13 protein-coding genes are annotated in these 13,227 nt (G+C 70.0%); 5 read left to right on the top strand and 8 right to left on the bottom strand.

Annotated elements, in window-relative coordinates:
* The first annotated feature begins 45 nt into the window (after positions 1-45).
* Positions 46-399 carry an MmcQ/YjbR family DNA-binding protein gene (locus EV644_RS03555; RefSeq protein WP_241997772.1) on the top strand — a complete coding sequence of 118 codons (354 nt, stop codon included), beginning with the start codon at positions 46-48 and terminating at the stop codon, positions 397-399.
* On the opposite strand, the gene EV644_RS47660 is transcribed toward EV644_RS03555, so the two are convergent.
* Positions 374-1,579 (bottom strand): Maf family nucleotide pyrophosphatase, encoded by a 1,206-nt coding sequence (locus EV644_RS47660; protein ID WP_132186978.1) that lies wholly within the window; start codon positions 1,577-1,579, stop codon positions 374-376. The two genes, EV644_RS03555 and EV644_RS47660, sit on opposite strands and share 26 nt — an antisense overlap.
* Positions 1,576-3,267, bottom strand: a complete 1,692-nt coding sequence (locus EV644_RS03545; RefSeq protein WP_241997774.1) for a DUF885 domain-containing protein — start codon at positions 3,265-3,267, stop codon at positions 1,576-1,578. Before EV644_RS03545 ends, EV644_RS47660 begins: the two co-directional genes overlap by 4 nt.
* A gap of 112 nt (positions 3,268-3,379) precedes the next feature.
* Between EV644_RS03545 and EV644_RS03540 the strand changes: the two genes are divergently transcribed.
* On the top strand, positions 3,380-4,690 hold the full coding sequence (locus EV644_RS03540; protein ID WP_158292734.1) for a neutral zinc metallopeptidase: 1,311 nt from the start codon (positions 3,380-3,382) through the stop codon (positions 4,688-4,690).
* A gap of 3 nt (positions 4,691-4,693) precedes the next feature.
* Here the strand turns inward: EV644_RS03540 and EV644_RS03535 are convergent, their stop codons facing one another.
* The 4 genes from EV644_RS03535 to EV644_RS03520 form a co-directional block, all read right to left on the bottom strand.
* A complete protein-coding gene (locus EV644_RS03535) occupies positions 4,694-5,065 on the bottom strand; it encodes a hypothetical protein (protein ID WP_132186981.1) in 372 nt (123 codons plus the stop codon).
* Between the two features lie 10 nt (positions 5,066-5,075).
* Positions 5,076-5,309 carry an acyl-CoA carboxylase subunit epsilon gene (locus tag EV644_RS03530; RefSeq protein ID WP_132186982.1) on the bottom strand — a complete coding sequence of 78 codons (234 nt, stop codon included), beginning with the start codon at positions 5,307-5,309 and terminating at the stop codon, positions 5,076-5,078.
* A 28-nt stretch (positions 5,310-5,337) separates the two neighbouring features.
* Positions 5,338-6,927, bottom strand: coding sequence for an acyl-CoA carboxylase subunit beta (locus tag EV644_RS03525; RefSeq protein ID WP_132186983.1), 1,590 nt, complete (start codon positions 6,925-6,927; stop codon positions 5,338-5,340).
* Between the two features lie 83 nt (positions 6,928-7,010).
* Positions 7,011-7,328 (bottom strand): SCP2 sterol-binding domain-containing protein, encoded by a 318-nt coding sequence (locus EV644_RS03520; protein WP_158292733.1) that lies wholly within the window; start codon positions 7,326-7,328, stop codon positions 7,011-7,013.
* 89 nt (positions 7,329-7,417) lie between these two features.
* On the opposite strand from EV644_RS03520, the gene EV644_RS03515 reads away from it, so the two are divergent.
* The 3 genes from EV644_RS03515 to EV644_RS03505 all read left to right on the top strand — a co-directional run bounded on the left by EV644_RS03515 (position 7,418) and on the right by EV644_RS03505 (position 11,632).
* Positions 7,418-8,056, top strand: a complete 639-nt coding sequence (locus tag EV644_RS03515) for a TetR/AcrR family transcriptional regulator (protein WP_132186985.1) — start codon at positions 7,418-7,420, stop codon at positions 8,054-8,056.
* A gap of 127 nt (positions 8,057-8,183) precedes the next feature.
* The gene (locus tag EV644_RS03510; RefSeq protein ID WP_132186986.1) at positions 8,184-10,823 is read left to right on the top strand and encodes a phosphoenolpyruvate carboxylase; all 2,640 of its coding nucleotides are present in this window, start codon (positions 8,184-8,186) and stop codon (positions 10,821-10,823) included.
* The gene (locus tag EV644_RS03505) at positions 10,823-11,632 is read left to right on the top strand and encodes a biotin--[acetyl-CoA-carboxylase] ligase (protein ID WP_132186987.1); all 810 of its coding nucleotides are present in this window, start codon (positions 10,823-10,825) and stop codon (positions 11,630-11,632) included. Before EV644_RS03510 ends, EV644_RS03505 begins: the two co-directional genes overlap by 1 nt.
* Here EV644_RS03505 and EV644_RS48140 read toward each other — a convergent pair.
* Both EV644_RS48140 and EV644_RS03500 read right to left on the bottom strand, forming a co-directional pair.
* Positions 11,622-11,729 (bottom strand): MFS transporter small subunit, encoded by a 108-nt coding sequence (locus tag EV644_RS48140; protein WP_417498489.1) that lies wholly within the window; start codon positions 11,727-11,729, stop codon positions 11,622-11,624. The two genes, EV644_RS03505 and EV644_RS48140, sit on opposite strands and share 11 nt — an antisense overlap.
* Positions 11,726-13,123 (bottom strand): OFA family MFS transporter, encoded by a 1,398-nt coding sequence (locus EV644_RS03500; protein WP_132186988.1) that lies wholly within the window; start codon positions 13,121-13,123, stop codon positions 11,726-11,728. Before EV644_RS03500 ends, EV644_RS48140 begins: the two co-directional genes overlap by 4 nt.
* Positions 13,124-13,227: the final 104 nt, after the last annotated feature.

The following is a 13,227-nucleotide window of genomic DNA, read 5'->3' as shown; positions in this document are numbered from 1 at the left end:
GGCCGTCCGGTGTAGGAGCATGGGGTACCCGCTCTCCGAAAGGCAGTGACCTTGCTCGACGCCGACGATGTCCGCCGCATCGCGTTGTCCTTCCCGCAGACCGAGGAGAAGCAGCGCTGGAACCACCCGACCTTCGACGTCGCCGGGCGGATGTTCGTCACCGTGCCCGACGACCAGACCTCGTTCGCGGTCCGCTGCCCGCGCCTCGAACGCGACGAGCTGATCGCCGCCGAACCCCAGAAGTTCTGGGTCCCACCCCACGAGGCCGCCTCCAGCTGGGTCCGCGCCCGCCTGTCCGCCCTGGAGGACGCCGACGAACTCCGCGACATCCTCCTCGACTCCTGGCACCAGGCCGCCCCGGAGTCGATCCAGCTCAGCGGCCCGAGCGGCGGAATCTGATCAAGGGGTAGACGGGGGTGGTGCCGCCGCCGCGGGCCTGGTTGTGGCCGGCGAAGGTGGTGGCGCCGTCGAGGACGAGGCCGTGGGCGGCGGCGCGGGCGACCAGCAGGGTCAGGGCGTCCTGGGCGCGTTGGTCGTTCGGGCCGCGGCCGCCGGCGTAGCGGGTGGCTTCGGACTTCTCCGTGGTGGTGATGAAGACGCCGTCGGGGCGCAGGATGCGGGCGACCTCGGCGAGCACCGGGTCGCTGTCGTCGAGCAGGTGCAGGAGCCAGATGGCGACCACCGCGTCGCACCGGCGATCGGCGAGCGGCAGCCGGTTGGCATCACCCACGGCGAGATGGCCGGGAAGCCGGATCCGCGCGTGCCGGAGCATCGCCGGGGACAGGTCGACGCCGTGTACGAGATTGCCGAGGGCAACTAGTTCGGCGCCGACGATGCCGGTGCCGACCGCGAGCTCGAGCACCCGGCCGCCCTTGGGGAGCAGCTCGTGGACCGCCTCAGCCGCGGCGCGGGCCCGCTCCGGGCCACCCCGCGACTCATCGTACCGCGCGGCTTCGGCTTCGTCGTACTCGAACTTCGAGGGGGTCTTCCACAACGCGGGCCAGGGAATGCCGACCTCGGCGAGCATCCGGCGGACCAGTGGCAGGGAGATGCCGACGACATTGTGGTAGTCGCCCTCGATCCCTGTCACGAACGGGCCGCCGAGGCCGTCGACGGTGAACGAGCCGGCCACCACGAGAGGTTCGCCGGTCTCCACGTACGCGTCGATCTCGTCGTCGGTGAGGTCGGCGAAGTAGACCGTGGTGGAGGCGAGCTCGCGGATCTCGTGCCGGCTCGTGGTGTCGAACAGGCAGTGCCCGGTGTGCAGGATCCCCGAGCGGCCACGCATGGTCCGGAGCCGCTCGCGCGCGACCTCCGGCGTACCGGGTTTGCCGTAGGAGACACCGTCGATCTCCAGCACGGAGTCGCAGCCGAGCACGGTCGCGTGGTCGTTCAGCGTCGAGACGACCGCGCGAGCCTTGAGCGTCGCCAGTGCGCGAGCGAGCTCACCCGGGCTCTCGGCGGTGACGTTGTCCTCGTCGACGCCCGAGACGATCACCTCGGGCTCGACCCCGGCGTCGCGCAGCGTCTTCAGCCGCGCCGGGGAGGCGGAGGCGAGGACGAACCTGGGCCGGTTCACAGCTTGGCGAGGGCGCGGCGGAGCGGGTCCAGACCGATCGAGCCCAGGTTGAGCGCGTCCCGGTGGAAGGCCCGCAGGTCGAACGCGGAGCCCTTGCGCTGCCTGGCCTCCTCGCGTGCCTGCAGCCAGATCCGCTCGCCCACCTTGTACGACGGCGCCTGCCCGGGCCAGCCGAGGTACCGGTTCAGCTCCGCCCTGAGGAACTCCGTCTCCATCCGGCAGTGCGCGCGGAGGAACTCGAAGCCCAGCTCCGCGTTCCACGTCTCGCCCGGGTGGAAGCCGAACGGGTTGTCGCGCGGGATCTCCAGCTCCAGGTGCATGCCGATGTCGACGATCACCCGGGCCGAGCGGAACGCCTGCGCGTCGAGCATGCCGAGGCGGGCGCCGGGCTCCTCGAGGTACCCGAGGTCCTCCATCAGCCGTTCGGCGTACAGGGCCCAGCCCTCGCCGTGGCCGGAGACCCAGCAGCCCATCCGCTGCCAGCGGTTCAGCAGGTCGGTGCGGAGCATCGTCTGGGCGACCTGGAGGTGATGCCCGGGCACGCCCTCGTGGTACACGGTGGTGACCTCGCGCCAGGTGGCGAAGTCCTCGACGCCGGTCGGCACGGCCCACCACATCCGGCCCGGCCGGGTGGTCAGGTCCTCACTCGGGCCGGTGTAGTAGATCGAGCCGTCGGAGGTCGGCGCGATCATGCACTCGATCCGCTTGATCTCGTCCGGGATGTCGAAATGGGTGCCGGCCAGCTCCTCGACCGCGGCGTCGGCGAGCCGCTGCATCCAGTCGCGGAACGCCTCCTTGCCGTGGATCTTGCGGGCCGGGTCGTTGTCCAGCAGCTCGGCGACCGCCGCGATGCTGCGGTCACCGCCGTTCAGCGACGCGGCGATGTTCTCCATCTCGCCCTCGATCCGGGCGAGCTCCTCCCAGCCCCAGGCGTAGGTCTCGTCGAGGTCGACGGCCGCGCCGAGGAAGTCCCGCGAGGCCAGCTCGTACACCTCGCGGCCGCAGGCGTCCCGGCTCGGCGCCTGCGGGGCGAGGTCGGTGGTCAGCCACTGGCCGAACTGGTCGTACGCCTTGCGCGCGGCGGCCGCCGCGGCCTCGACCTCGGACTTCACCGCGCTGTCAGGAGCCTGGGCAGCGAGCCCGGCGAAGAAGTCGTCGCCGTCGGCGCCGGTCCAGCTCGCGATGCGCGACGCCAGATCGTTCACCTGCCGTACGGCGGAGACGCGTCCCGCCGCGGCCTGCTTGACCAGGGACTCGCGGAAGCCGTCCAGCGTCGTACCGACCTGGTTCAGGCGGATCGCGATGGTCTCCCAGTCGTCGTCGCTCGCGGTCGGCATCAGGTCGAACACCTGACGGACCTCGGCCGGGACGGAGGTGAGCGCGTTCAGCTGGTGCTGCGGCACGCTCGCCTCGTAGCTCTCGAGCTCCAGCCCGAGCCGCTCCAGCAGGGCGTCCTTGGCGACCTCCTCGCGCGGGCTGCCCGGCTGGATCGCGGTCGCCTCGGCGATGGTCCGGCGGTTCAGCTCGATCCGCGCGTCGAAACCGGCGGGCGAGTAGTCCGGCAGCTGGTGGTCGTGGCCCTCGATGCCCATGAACGTGGCCGAGGTCGGCACGAGTTCGATGTAGTCCTCGAGGAACCGGTCGGAGACCTGGTCGATCGGGCTGTTCGGTGTGGTCGCGTCCGTCACCTGGCCGACACTACCGCGCGACTGATCCACGAGGCCGGTACTGTGTCGCTCTTGCCAGTAGGTCAGTTCGTCCCTGGAGGCCGCTCGCCAGGGTCAGTGAAAGGTCACCGGGTTGTCGCAGCCGCCACACGGTCAGCAGCCGAGCGGACCGTATCCGCCGAATCAGCCGCCCTACCCGGGTCCGTCGCAGTACCAGTCCCCGCAGTACCAGTCCCCCCAGTACCAGTCCCCGCAGCAGCCGTCCCCGCAGCAGCCGGCGCCGCCGTACCAGTCGCAGCAGCCGCCGCAGCCGCAGTACCAGCCGTCGTCGTACCAGCGGCCGCAGTACCGCTACGGGCCGCCGTCGGTCGCGCCGCACCAGGGGCAGGGGTTCGGCTGGGGGCCGCGGTTCGCGCCGCCGTCCGGGCCTGGAGGTCCGGGAGGGTTCCAGCCGGGCTGGCAGCCGCAGTTGCCGCGGAAGAAGCGCTCCAAGGGGCCGCTGATCGCGATCCTGAGCTGCTGCGTGCTGGCCGTCGTCGGCCTGTGGATGTTCGGCGTGATCCGGAACAACGCGAACGACACCCCCTACACGCAGCCCACCTACAACGTGCCGACGAACGGGCCGACGTCTTCTGAGCCGACGTCGCAGCCCACCGACGAGCCGAGCGAGCCGCAGCCGACGACGACCACGACGAAGCCGGCCACGCCGCCGCCGTCGCCCCTGTCGATCGTCGCGAACAACAAGCTGTACAGGACCGGCGTCCAGCGCACGGTCAACTGCAAGGAAGCCGGCGTTCGGCCGAACAACGCCAGGAACGCGGCGGCCTACTGGGCGCGGATCAAGCCCTGCCTCGACCGGGCCTGGGCAGCGCCTGTGGCCAAGGCGGGGTACCGGTTCAAGGCGCCGGCGATGTCGTACTGGGCGGGCACCAGCGTGAGCACGCCGTGCGGCGGTGGAGCGGTCTCCGTGCCGTTCTACTGCCCGACGAACCAGATGATGTACATGAAGGTCGACGTGTTCGTGAAGTCGTACAACCAGTACCCCGACGCGGACTCCAAGGCCTACGCGCGAATGTGGTACGCCCGCTCGATCGCCCACGAGTACGGGCATCACGTGCAGAACCTGACCGGCATCCTGCAGGCGGAGACGCGGCTGTCGTACGAGTCGAACGGCTACGCCGCCGAACTGCTGCTGTCACGGCGTACCGAACTGCAGGCGAACTGTTTCGCCGGGGTCTTCCTGGCCGCGAACAAGCGCAGCTACCCGATCAACGGGGCGTTGCTCAAGGCATGGAACAAGTGGGTCGTCACGGCCGGAGACGAGCCGGGCAAGGGCACCCACGGCAGCCCGGCGAGCCAGAAGCGCTTCATGGGCCGCTCGTTCGTCACCGGCAATCCCGCCAGCTGCAACACCTACAAGGCCTCGCCGGCCAGCGTGAGTTAGTCCTCAGCTACCGGAGGACGGCTCCAGGCCGGATTTGGCGTCGAGCTGCTGCAGCAGGTCATGTGCGGCCAGCTCGACATCCTTGTGCCGCCACTCGGCGGCGCGGTACACGCAGGCGATCAGCCCGCTCCGGTGCACCCGCCGGAAGTCCCCGTACACAAAGGCATGCCGCGCCTTCGTCTCGTCGTTGGGCCCGACGGTCAACCCCAGATGCCACAGCGCGTACTGCTCCCACCCGTGCTTGTCCAGGAACGCGTTCTGCGCCTCGGCGTCGGGCTGCACCTCGCCCCAGTCGCTGTCCAGCACGTACTGCCGGGCCTCGATCAAGCCCCGCGCAGCCTCCACCGCCGCCTTGTTGACCTCGTACTTGGCCATAGCGCCAGTGTCACGGATGAGCGCTGGCTCGCCAACGACCTGGGCCGTGTTGGAGGGGACGGCGTACGTTGCGCCAGTACGACGCCCAGTCGCTCGCGTGGTCCGGCAACCGAGTAGGCGCGGGCGCAGCGGCGGCTCGGGCGGAGATGACGGCCACCAGGGCGGCCAGTTCCTCAGGGGTCGGGTTGCCCTTGACGACCTGGATCAGTGGCTGGCCGGCTGGGGTCTCGGTCGAGTCGGTCATCGAGTTCCTCCCGTCGGGTGCGGGGTGATCACAGCGGGATGTTCCCGTGCTTCTTGGGCGGGAGGGTGTCGCGCTTGGTGCGGAGCAGGCGCAGTGCGCGGATGATCTCCGCGCGGGTCTCGCTGGGCATGATCACGGCGTCGATGTAGCCGCGTTCGGCCGCGATGTAGGGGTTGGCCAGGGTGTCTTCGTACTCGGTGATCAACTGCTGGCGGGTGGCCTCGGTGTCGTCGCCGGCTTCCGTTGCGGCGGCGAGTTCGCGGCGGTGCAGGATGTTGACCGCACCCTGGGCGCCCATGACGGCGATCTGCGCGGTCGGCCAGGCGATGTTCATGTCGGCGCCGAGGTGCTTGGACCCCATCACGTCGTAGGCGCCGCCGTAGGCCTTGCGGGTGATCACGGTGATCATCGGGACGGTGGCTTCGGCGTACGCGTAGATCAGTTTGGCGCCGCGGCGGATGATGCCGTTCCACTCCTGGTCGGTGCCGGGCAGGAAGCCCGGCACGTCCACGAAGGTCAGGATCGGCACGTTGAACGCGTCGCAGGTCCGGACGAACCGGGCCGCTTTCTCGGAGGCGTCGATGTCGAGGGTGCCGGCGAGCTGCATCGGCTGGTTCGCGACCACACCGACCGGGCGGCCCTCGACCCGGCCGAACCCGACGATCAGGTTCGGCGCGAACAGCGCCTGCACCTCGAGGAACTCGGCGTCGTCGACGACCGCCTCGATCACGGTGTGCATGTCATAGGGCTGGTTCGGCGAGTCCGGGATCAGCGCATCCAACGCCAGGTCGGTCTCGCTCGGCTTCAGGTCGGCCGGCTCGTCGAAGGCCGGCGGGTCTTCGAGGTTGTTCTGCGGCAGGTGCGACACCAGCGACTTCACCCAGTCGATCGCGTCTTCCTCGTCGCTTCCCAGGTAGTGCGCGTTGCCGGACTTGGTGTTGTGCGTCCGGGCGCCGCCGAGTTCTTCCTGGGTGACGTCCTCGCCGGTGACGGTCTTGATCACGTCAGGGCCGGTGATGAACATGTACGACGATTCGTCCACCATCACGGTGAAGTCGGTGACCGCTGGGGAGTACACGGCGCCGCCCGCGCAGGGGCCCATGATCAGGGAGATCTGCGGGATCACGCCGGAGGCGCGGACGTTGCGGCGGAAGATCTCGCCGTACAGGCCGAGGCTGACGACGCCTTCCTGGATGCGGGCGCCGCCGGAGTCGTTGATGCCGATCAGCGGGCAGCCGATCTTCATCGCCAGGTCCATCACCTTGACGATCTTCTCCCCGAACACCTCGCCCAGGCTGCCCCCGAAGACGGTGAAGTCCTGCGCGAACACGCACACCTGGCGGCCGTCGATGGTGCCGAACCCGGTCACCACGCCATCGCCGTACGGGCGGTTGGCGTCCAGGCCGAACGCGGTCGAGCGGTGCCGGGCGAACTCGTCGAGCTCGGAGAAGGAGCCCTCGTCCAGCAGCATCGCGATCCGCTCCCGGGCGGTTTTCTTGCCCCGGGCATGCTGCTTCTCCACCGCGCGCTCGGACCCGGCGTGCACGGCCTCGTCCAGCCGGTGCTCCAGGTCCGCGATCTTCCCGGCGGTGGTGTGGATATTCACGGTCTCTCCCATAAGCGGGCACTCTAACTTCCCCGGCACCGACTTGGCGGGCACAGCCGGATGACGATGGCCACACCGGGCGTAGTGCGGGCCGGTCAGCAGGAGGCGGTCGGGCCGACGACGACCAGCTTGGTGAGGCGGGCGGCCGGGGCCAGGTCGCCCCGGACCGAGAGACGCTGTTTCAGTACTGCGAGCACGGGGTCCTCGTTGCCGGTGACAATCTTGAGCAGCGTGGCCGGGTCGGTCCGGACCGAGATCGCGGGTACTCCGGCATCCGGCGAAAGATCTCGTCCAACGCGACCTCTCGCACACCCCCGATGAGCCGATGCCGGAGTTCTCGCTCCGAGGTCCGGTCGACCAGCCGGGTGACTTCGGCCCTGCCGAGGGCGGTGAAGTCGTCCGACTCCAGCCACCGCGCGCTGCCACGTTCGGCCATCCAGGACCTCCCACGGCAGTTCCTACCAGACCGTAGGAATTTCCTACGGCCTGATAGCTTTGTCAAGTGGTCAGCCCTGAAGACCCGGTTGCGGAACCTCGCCGCCGCGCCGCGCACCTGGGTCCGGAGCGCAGGCGCCCGCTGATCCTGGACGCCGCCCTCGAGGTCTTCTCCGAGCGCGGCTTCGCCGGTACGACGATGCAGTCCGTGGCCGACGCCGCCGGTGTCACCAAGCCGGTCGTCTACGACTCCTTCGCCAACCGCGACGAACTGCTGCTCGCGCTGCTGGCCCGCGAGGAGCAGCACCTGGTCCTCTCGATCATGGCCGCGCTGCCGGCCGACCCGACCGTCGGTACGCCGGAGGAGCATGTGCTCGAGGGCCTGACCGCGTTCCTGGAGACGGCGGCCAAGTCGCCACAGTCCTGGCGGATCGTCTTCGGCGCCCAGTACGGCGCGGCGCCCGCCGTGGCCGACCGGGTCCGGGCCGCTCGCGCCTTCCTGGTGGAGGGTTTGCGGCTGACCCTTGTGCAATCGTTGCCGGGGGTCACCGAGCCGGACGCGAACCTGCCGGTGCTCGCCGAGATGCTCGCCTCGATGACCGAGGCCTGCGCCCGGATGCTCGTTGTCGACGGCACCGACCGGACCCCGGCCCAGCTCGCCAAGGTGGTCTCCCAGGTCGTCGGCGGCGGCTTCGGCAACGTCTAGCCCCGGCCGCCCGGTCCAGGTCGTTACTGTCGCGTCACCCCCACTCTTGGTCACGCTAGGTCACGGTTGTCGCTCACTGGTCGGACTGGGAGGCGAGAGTGTGCGGCCACGGATATCGTGGGCGAACGTGACCGAGACCGGCAGTCAGGCGAACGCCCGCACCCGTACCCGCGCACGTTTCGAAGTCCCCGAGGAACTGCGTGCCGACGTGCGCCTGCTCGGCGAGCTGCTCGGCCGCGTCCTGGTCGAGTACGCCGGCCAGCCGCTGCTGGACGACGTCGAGAGGCTCCGCGAGCTGACCATCGCCGGCGACGGCGAGGGAGCCGAGCGGCTGGTCGCCACCTGGCCGCACGAGCGCGCCGAGGACGTCGCCCGCGCCTTCACCTGCTACTTCCACCTGACCAACCTGAGCGAGGAGCTGCACCGCGCCCGCGTACTGCGCGAGCGCGACCGCGCGGGTGACGCGCCGTCGGTGTCGGAGCTTGCCCAGGCGGTCGAGAAGATCTCGCTGGAGTCCGGGGAGCAGCAGGCCCGGGCTCTGCTCAACGGGCTCGAGTTCCGCCCGGTGCTGACCGCCCATCCCACCGAGGCCCGGCGGCGCGCGGTACTGGCGACCATCCGGCGGATCTCGACGCTGCTGGAGGAGCGGAGCGACCCGCGGACCGGCGACAGCGAGCTGGCCGAGAACCGGCGCCGCCTGGTCGAGCAGATCGACATCCTCTGGCGCACCTCGCAGCTGCGGACCAGCCGGCCGACCCCGCTGGACGAGGTCCGCTCGGCGATGGCGGTCTTCGAGGAGACCCTGTTCGATGTCGTGGGCAACGTCTACCGGCGGCTCGACGACGCGCTCGCGGGGGAGACCGCCGGCACCAAGCAGCCCGTGGTAGCGCCGTTCGTCCGGCTCGGCTCGTGGATCGGCGGCGACCGGGACGGCAACCCGAACGTCACCGCCGCGGTCACCCGCGAGGCCATGCAGATCCAGGCCGACCACGTACTGCGCGCCCTCGAGGGCGCCACGGACCAGCTCGGCCGCGCCCTCACCCTGGACTCGGCGACCACTCCGCCGTCCGCGCCGGTCCGGCGGATCCTGGAGGACGCCCGCGCGGTCAACCCCGACCTGATCGCCGACATCGAGACCCGGTCGCCGTCCGAGCCGCACCGCCAGCTGTTGCTGCTCGCGGCACGCCGACTGGCCGCCACTCGGGCCCGGGACGCCGACTTCGGCTACCCCCGCGCCACTGATTTCCTGCACGAGCTCAAGGTGCTGCAGGACTCTCTGGTGTCCGCCGGAGCTCCGCGCCAGGCGTACGGCGAGCTGCAGCAGCTGATCTGGCAGGTGAGCTCGTTCGGGTTCCACCTGGCCGAGCTCGAGGTCCGGCAGCACTCGTCGGTGCACACGAAGGCGCTCGAGGATGTGCTCGGCGGTGGCGAGCTCTCCGACCAGACAGAGGAAGTACTGGCCACCCTTCGGGTGATCGGCCAGATCCAGCAGCGCTTCGGCCCCGAGGCCTGCCGCCGGTACGTCGTGTCGTTCACCCGCAACGCCGGGGACCTCGCGGCCGTCTACGAGCTGGCCGACGCCGCGATGGACGGCCGCCCGATCGAGCTGGACGTAGTACCGCTGTTCGAGACCGGTGAGGACCTGCAGAACTCGGTGGAGGTGCTGGACAACGCGATCCAGCTCACCCGGGTCCGGCACCGCCTCACGGCCAACGACCGGCGCTTCGAGGTCATGCTGGGCTACTCCGACTCCGCCAAGGACGTCGGTCCGGTCTCGGCCACGCTGGCCCTGTACGACGCGCAGGCGCGGATCACCGCGTGGGCGCAGCGCAACGCGATCCGGCTGACCCTGTTCCACGGCCGGGGTGGCGCCCTGGGCCGTGGCGGCGGTCCCGCGAACCGCGCGGTGCTCGCCCAGGCTCCTGGCTCGGTCGCGGGCCGGTTCAAGCTCACGGAGCAGGGCGAGGCGATCCCCGCCCGCTACGGCAACGCCGCGATCGCCCAGCGCCACATCGAGCAGGTGACGGCCGCGACCCTGCTGGCCTCCACCCCTGCCATCGAGGAGCGTGCCGCCGCTGCGGCCGACCGGTTCGCCGTCGTCGAGAAGACCATGGACGAGGCCTCCCGTACGACGTACCACCGGCTCGTGAAGGCCCCGGGATTCGCAGAGTGGTTCGGCCGGGTGACCCCGCTGGAGGAGCTCGGGCAATTGCCGCTGGGGTCCCGGCCGGCGCGACGCGGGGTGGCCGTGTCGAGCCTGGAGGATCTGCGGGCGATCCCGTGGGTCTTCGCCTGGTCGCAGGCCCGGGTGAACGCCCCGGGCTGGTACGGACTCGGTTCCGCCCTGGCCGCCGTCGGCGACGTCGCAGTACTGCAGGACGCGAACAAGAACTGGCCGTTGTTCCAGGTGATGCTGGAGAACGCCGAGATGTCGCTGGCCAAGACGGACCGGCGCATCCTCGGGCGCTACCTCGAGCTGGGCGACCGCCAGGACCTCACCCAGCAGATGCTGGACGAGCACGAGCTGACCACCCAGTGGGTGCTGAAGGTGCTCGGCGGGGATCGGCTGCTCAGTGGCCGCCGGGTGCTCGGCCGCGCGGTCGAGCTGCGCAACCCGTATGTGGACGCGCTCAGCTACCTCCAGCTGCGAGCCCTGCGGACGCTGCGGACGGATGACTCGCTGGACGAGGAGCAGATCGTCCGGACCAGGCGGTTGCTGCTGCTGACCGTGTCAGGCGTTGCTGCCGGCCTGCAGAACACCGGCTGATGTTCGAGGACCTGGACAGGCCGCCGCTCGACGCGCGGTTCTTGCAGGCGCGGCTGGTCCGTCCCGGCTCCCTGTGGAGCCAGATCGACGTACTGGCCGAAACGGAGTCGACCAACGCGGTCGTGGCGGCGGCAGCACGCGCTGGAGTGGCCGAGGGGCTGGTGGTCGCGGCGGAGTACCAGTCGTCGGGCCGTGGGCGGCTGGGCCGCACCTGGACGACTCCGGCTCGCTCTGCCCTGCTCATGTCGGCTCTGTTGCGCCCGACGGCTGTCGCGGCTGTCCGCTGGCCGTGGCTGGGCCTGCTGGTCCCGCTGGCCGTCGCTGCAGCCGTACGCCGTGTCGGGGAGATCCCGGCGCAGGTGAAGTGGCCCAACGACGTTCTGGTGGAGGACCGCAAGCTGGCGGGAATCCTGCTGGAACGGGTGGACGGCCCGGCCGCGATCGTGGGCATCGGCCTGAACGTCACCCTGCGCGAGGACGAGCGCCCCCACCCGGCGGCGACCTCGCTCGCCCTGGAAGGCGCCGCGACCACGGATCGCGCGACGGTGATGGCCGCCGTACTGCGCGAGCTGGCGACGCGGTACCAGACCTGGGTGGATGCCGCCGGGGATCCCGCGGTGATCCTGCCGGAGTACACCGAACTGTCAGCCACCTTCGGGCGCTCCGTCCGGGTGGAACTACCCGACGGCACTTTCCTGGAGGGCACGGCCAAGGAGATGGACGCGGACGGCCGCCTGGTGGTCGACACCGCCGACGGCCCTCGTCCGCTGGCCGCCGGCGATGTGACTCACTTGCGTACTAGTGGGTGAAGAGCTTGGCCGCGGTGACGAGCGTCTGGATCACGCCGTAGCCGAGTAGTACCGCGACCAGCGCCCAGGAGACGACGAGACGGGGAGTCTGGTTCATTTCGCTGCCTCCGATGCTGTTTCCTTGCTCTGCTCGTGGAACCGGGCCGCGACCGGGCGGATCAGCAGGTTCGCGATGAAGCCGATCGCGAGCACGCCGATCATGGTGAACAACGCCGGCCGGTAGGCCTCGGCCGTCAGCGTTCCCGGCTTGCCCTCCCGGTCCAGGAAGCCGTTGATGATGAGCGGTCCGGCGATGCCCGCCACGGACCAGGCGGTCAGCAGCCGGCCGTGGATGGCGCCGACCTGGTAGGTGCCGAACAGGTCGCGCAGGTAGGCGGGAACGGTCGCGAATCCGCCGCCGTAGAAGGAGATGATCACCGCCGCCAGCAGGACGAAGATCGCCGTGCTGTTGTGGCCGACCGTCGCCAGCAGGAAGTAGGCGATCATGCCCACGCCCAGGTACATCAGGTAGATCGGCTTGCGGCCGATGACGTCGGAGGTCGTCGACCAGGCGAACCGCCCGCCCATGTTGAAGATCGACAGCAGCCCGACGAAGCCCGCGGCGGCGGCCACCGCGACCGACGACTTGCCGTCGTCACCGCGGAAGAAGTCCTGGATCATCGGGCTGGCCTGCTCGAGGATGCCGATGCCGGCGGTGACGTTGCAGGCCAGGACCACCCACAGGAGCCAGAACTGCGGGGTCTTGATCGCGTTCGCGGCCGACACGTTCGCGGTGGTGACGAGGGCCTTCGTCTCCACCTTGGCCGGGTCGAACCCGTCCGGCTTCCAGCCCTCGGCGGGAACGCGGATGTTGAACACGCCGAACATCATCACGACGAAGTAGCCGATGCCGAGGGTGAGGAACAGCGCGACCAGCGCACCACCTCCGGCCACCGACGCGGAGTTGTCCGGGTCGTAGCCGTCGTCGTACAGGCTGAGCAGTTGGCGCGACAGGGGGCTGGCCACCAGAGCGCCGCCGCCGAACCCCATGATCGCCAGGCCGGTCGCCAGGCCCGGCCGGTCGGGGAACCACTTGATCAGCGTGGACACCGGGGAGATGTAGCCGATCCCCAGCCCGATGCCGCCGATCACGCCGTAGCCCAGGTAGACCAGCCAGAGCTGTCCGGTCCCGATGCCCAGGGCGCCGACCAGGAAGCCGCTGGCCCAGAAGCAGGCGGACACGAACATCGCCTTGCGCGGCCCGTTGCGCTCGACCCAGGTGCCGCCGACCGCGGCGGACAGGCCGAGCATCACGATCGCGATGCTGAAGATGATCCCGATCTGAGTCTGGCCGGCATCGAAGTGCTTGACCATCGAGGTCTTGTAGACGCTGGTCGCGTATGCCTGACCGATGCACAGGTGGACCGCCAGGGCGGCCGGCGGGATCAGCCAGCGGCTGTAGCCCGGCGGCGCGACGGTGTGCTCCCGATCGAGGATCGACAAGTTGCCCATCACTGCTCTCCTAGTTGTCCAGCCCCCCGACGGTCACGCCACGTACCCGCGTGGTAACCCCCTCGCGCATCTTTGCGGACTGTATCCATTTTGTGAAGCATCAA

The sequence above is a fragment of the Kribbella orskensis genome (genome assembly GCF_004342085.1).
GTDB classification, from domain to species: domain Bacteria; phylum Actinomycetota; class Actinomycetes; order Propionibacteriales; family Kribbellaceae; genus Kribbella; species Kribbella orskensis.
This window is presented reverse-complemented; position numbering and strand designations above follow the sequence as displayed.

Bases quoted from the DNA above. Each gene is read 5' to 3' on its own strand.
- EV644_RS03525 (WP_132186983.1), bottom strand. From the start codon at position 6,927: ATGGGAGAGACCGTGAATATCCACACCACCGCCGGGAAGATCGCGGAC.
- EV644_RS48140 (WP_417498489.1), bottom strand. From the start codon at position 11,729: ATGAACCAGACTCCCCGTCTCGTCGTCTCCTGGGCGCTGGTCGCGGTA.
- EV644_RS03505 (WP_132186987.1), top strand. From the start codon at position 10,823: ATGTTCGAGGACCTGGACAGGCCGCCGCTCGACGCGCGGTTCTTGCAG.
- EV644_RS03530 (WP_132186982.1), bottom strand. From the start codon at position 5,309: ATGACCGACTCGACCGAGACCCCAGCCGGCCAGCCACTGATCCAGGTC.
- EV644_RS03535 (WP_132186981.1), bottom strand. From the start codon at position 5,065: ATGGCCAAGTACGAGGTCAACAAGGCGGCGGTGGAGGCTGCGCGGGGC.
- EV644_RS03500 (WP_132186988.1), bottom strand. From the start codon at position 13,123: ATGGGCAACTTGTCGATCCTCGATCGGGAGCACACCGTCGCGCCGCCG.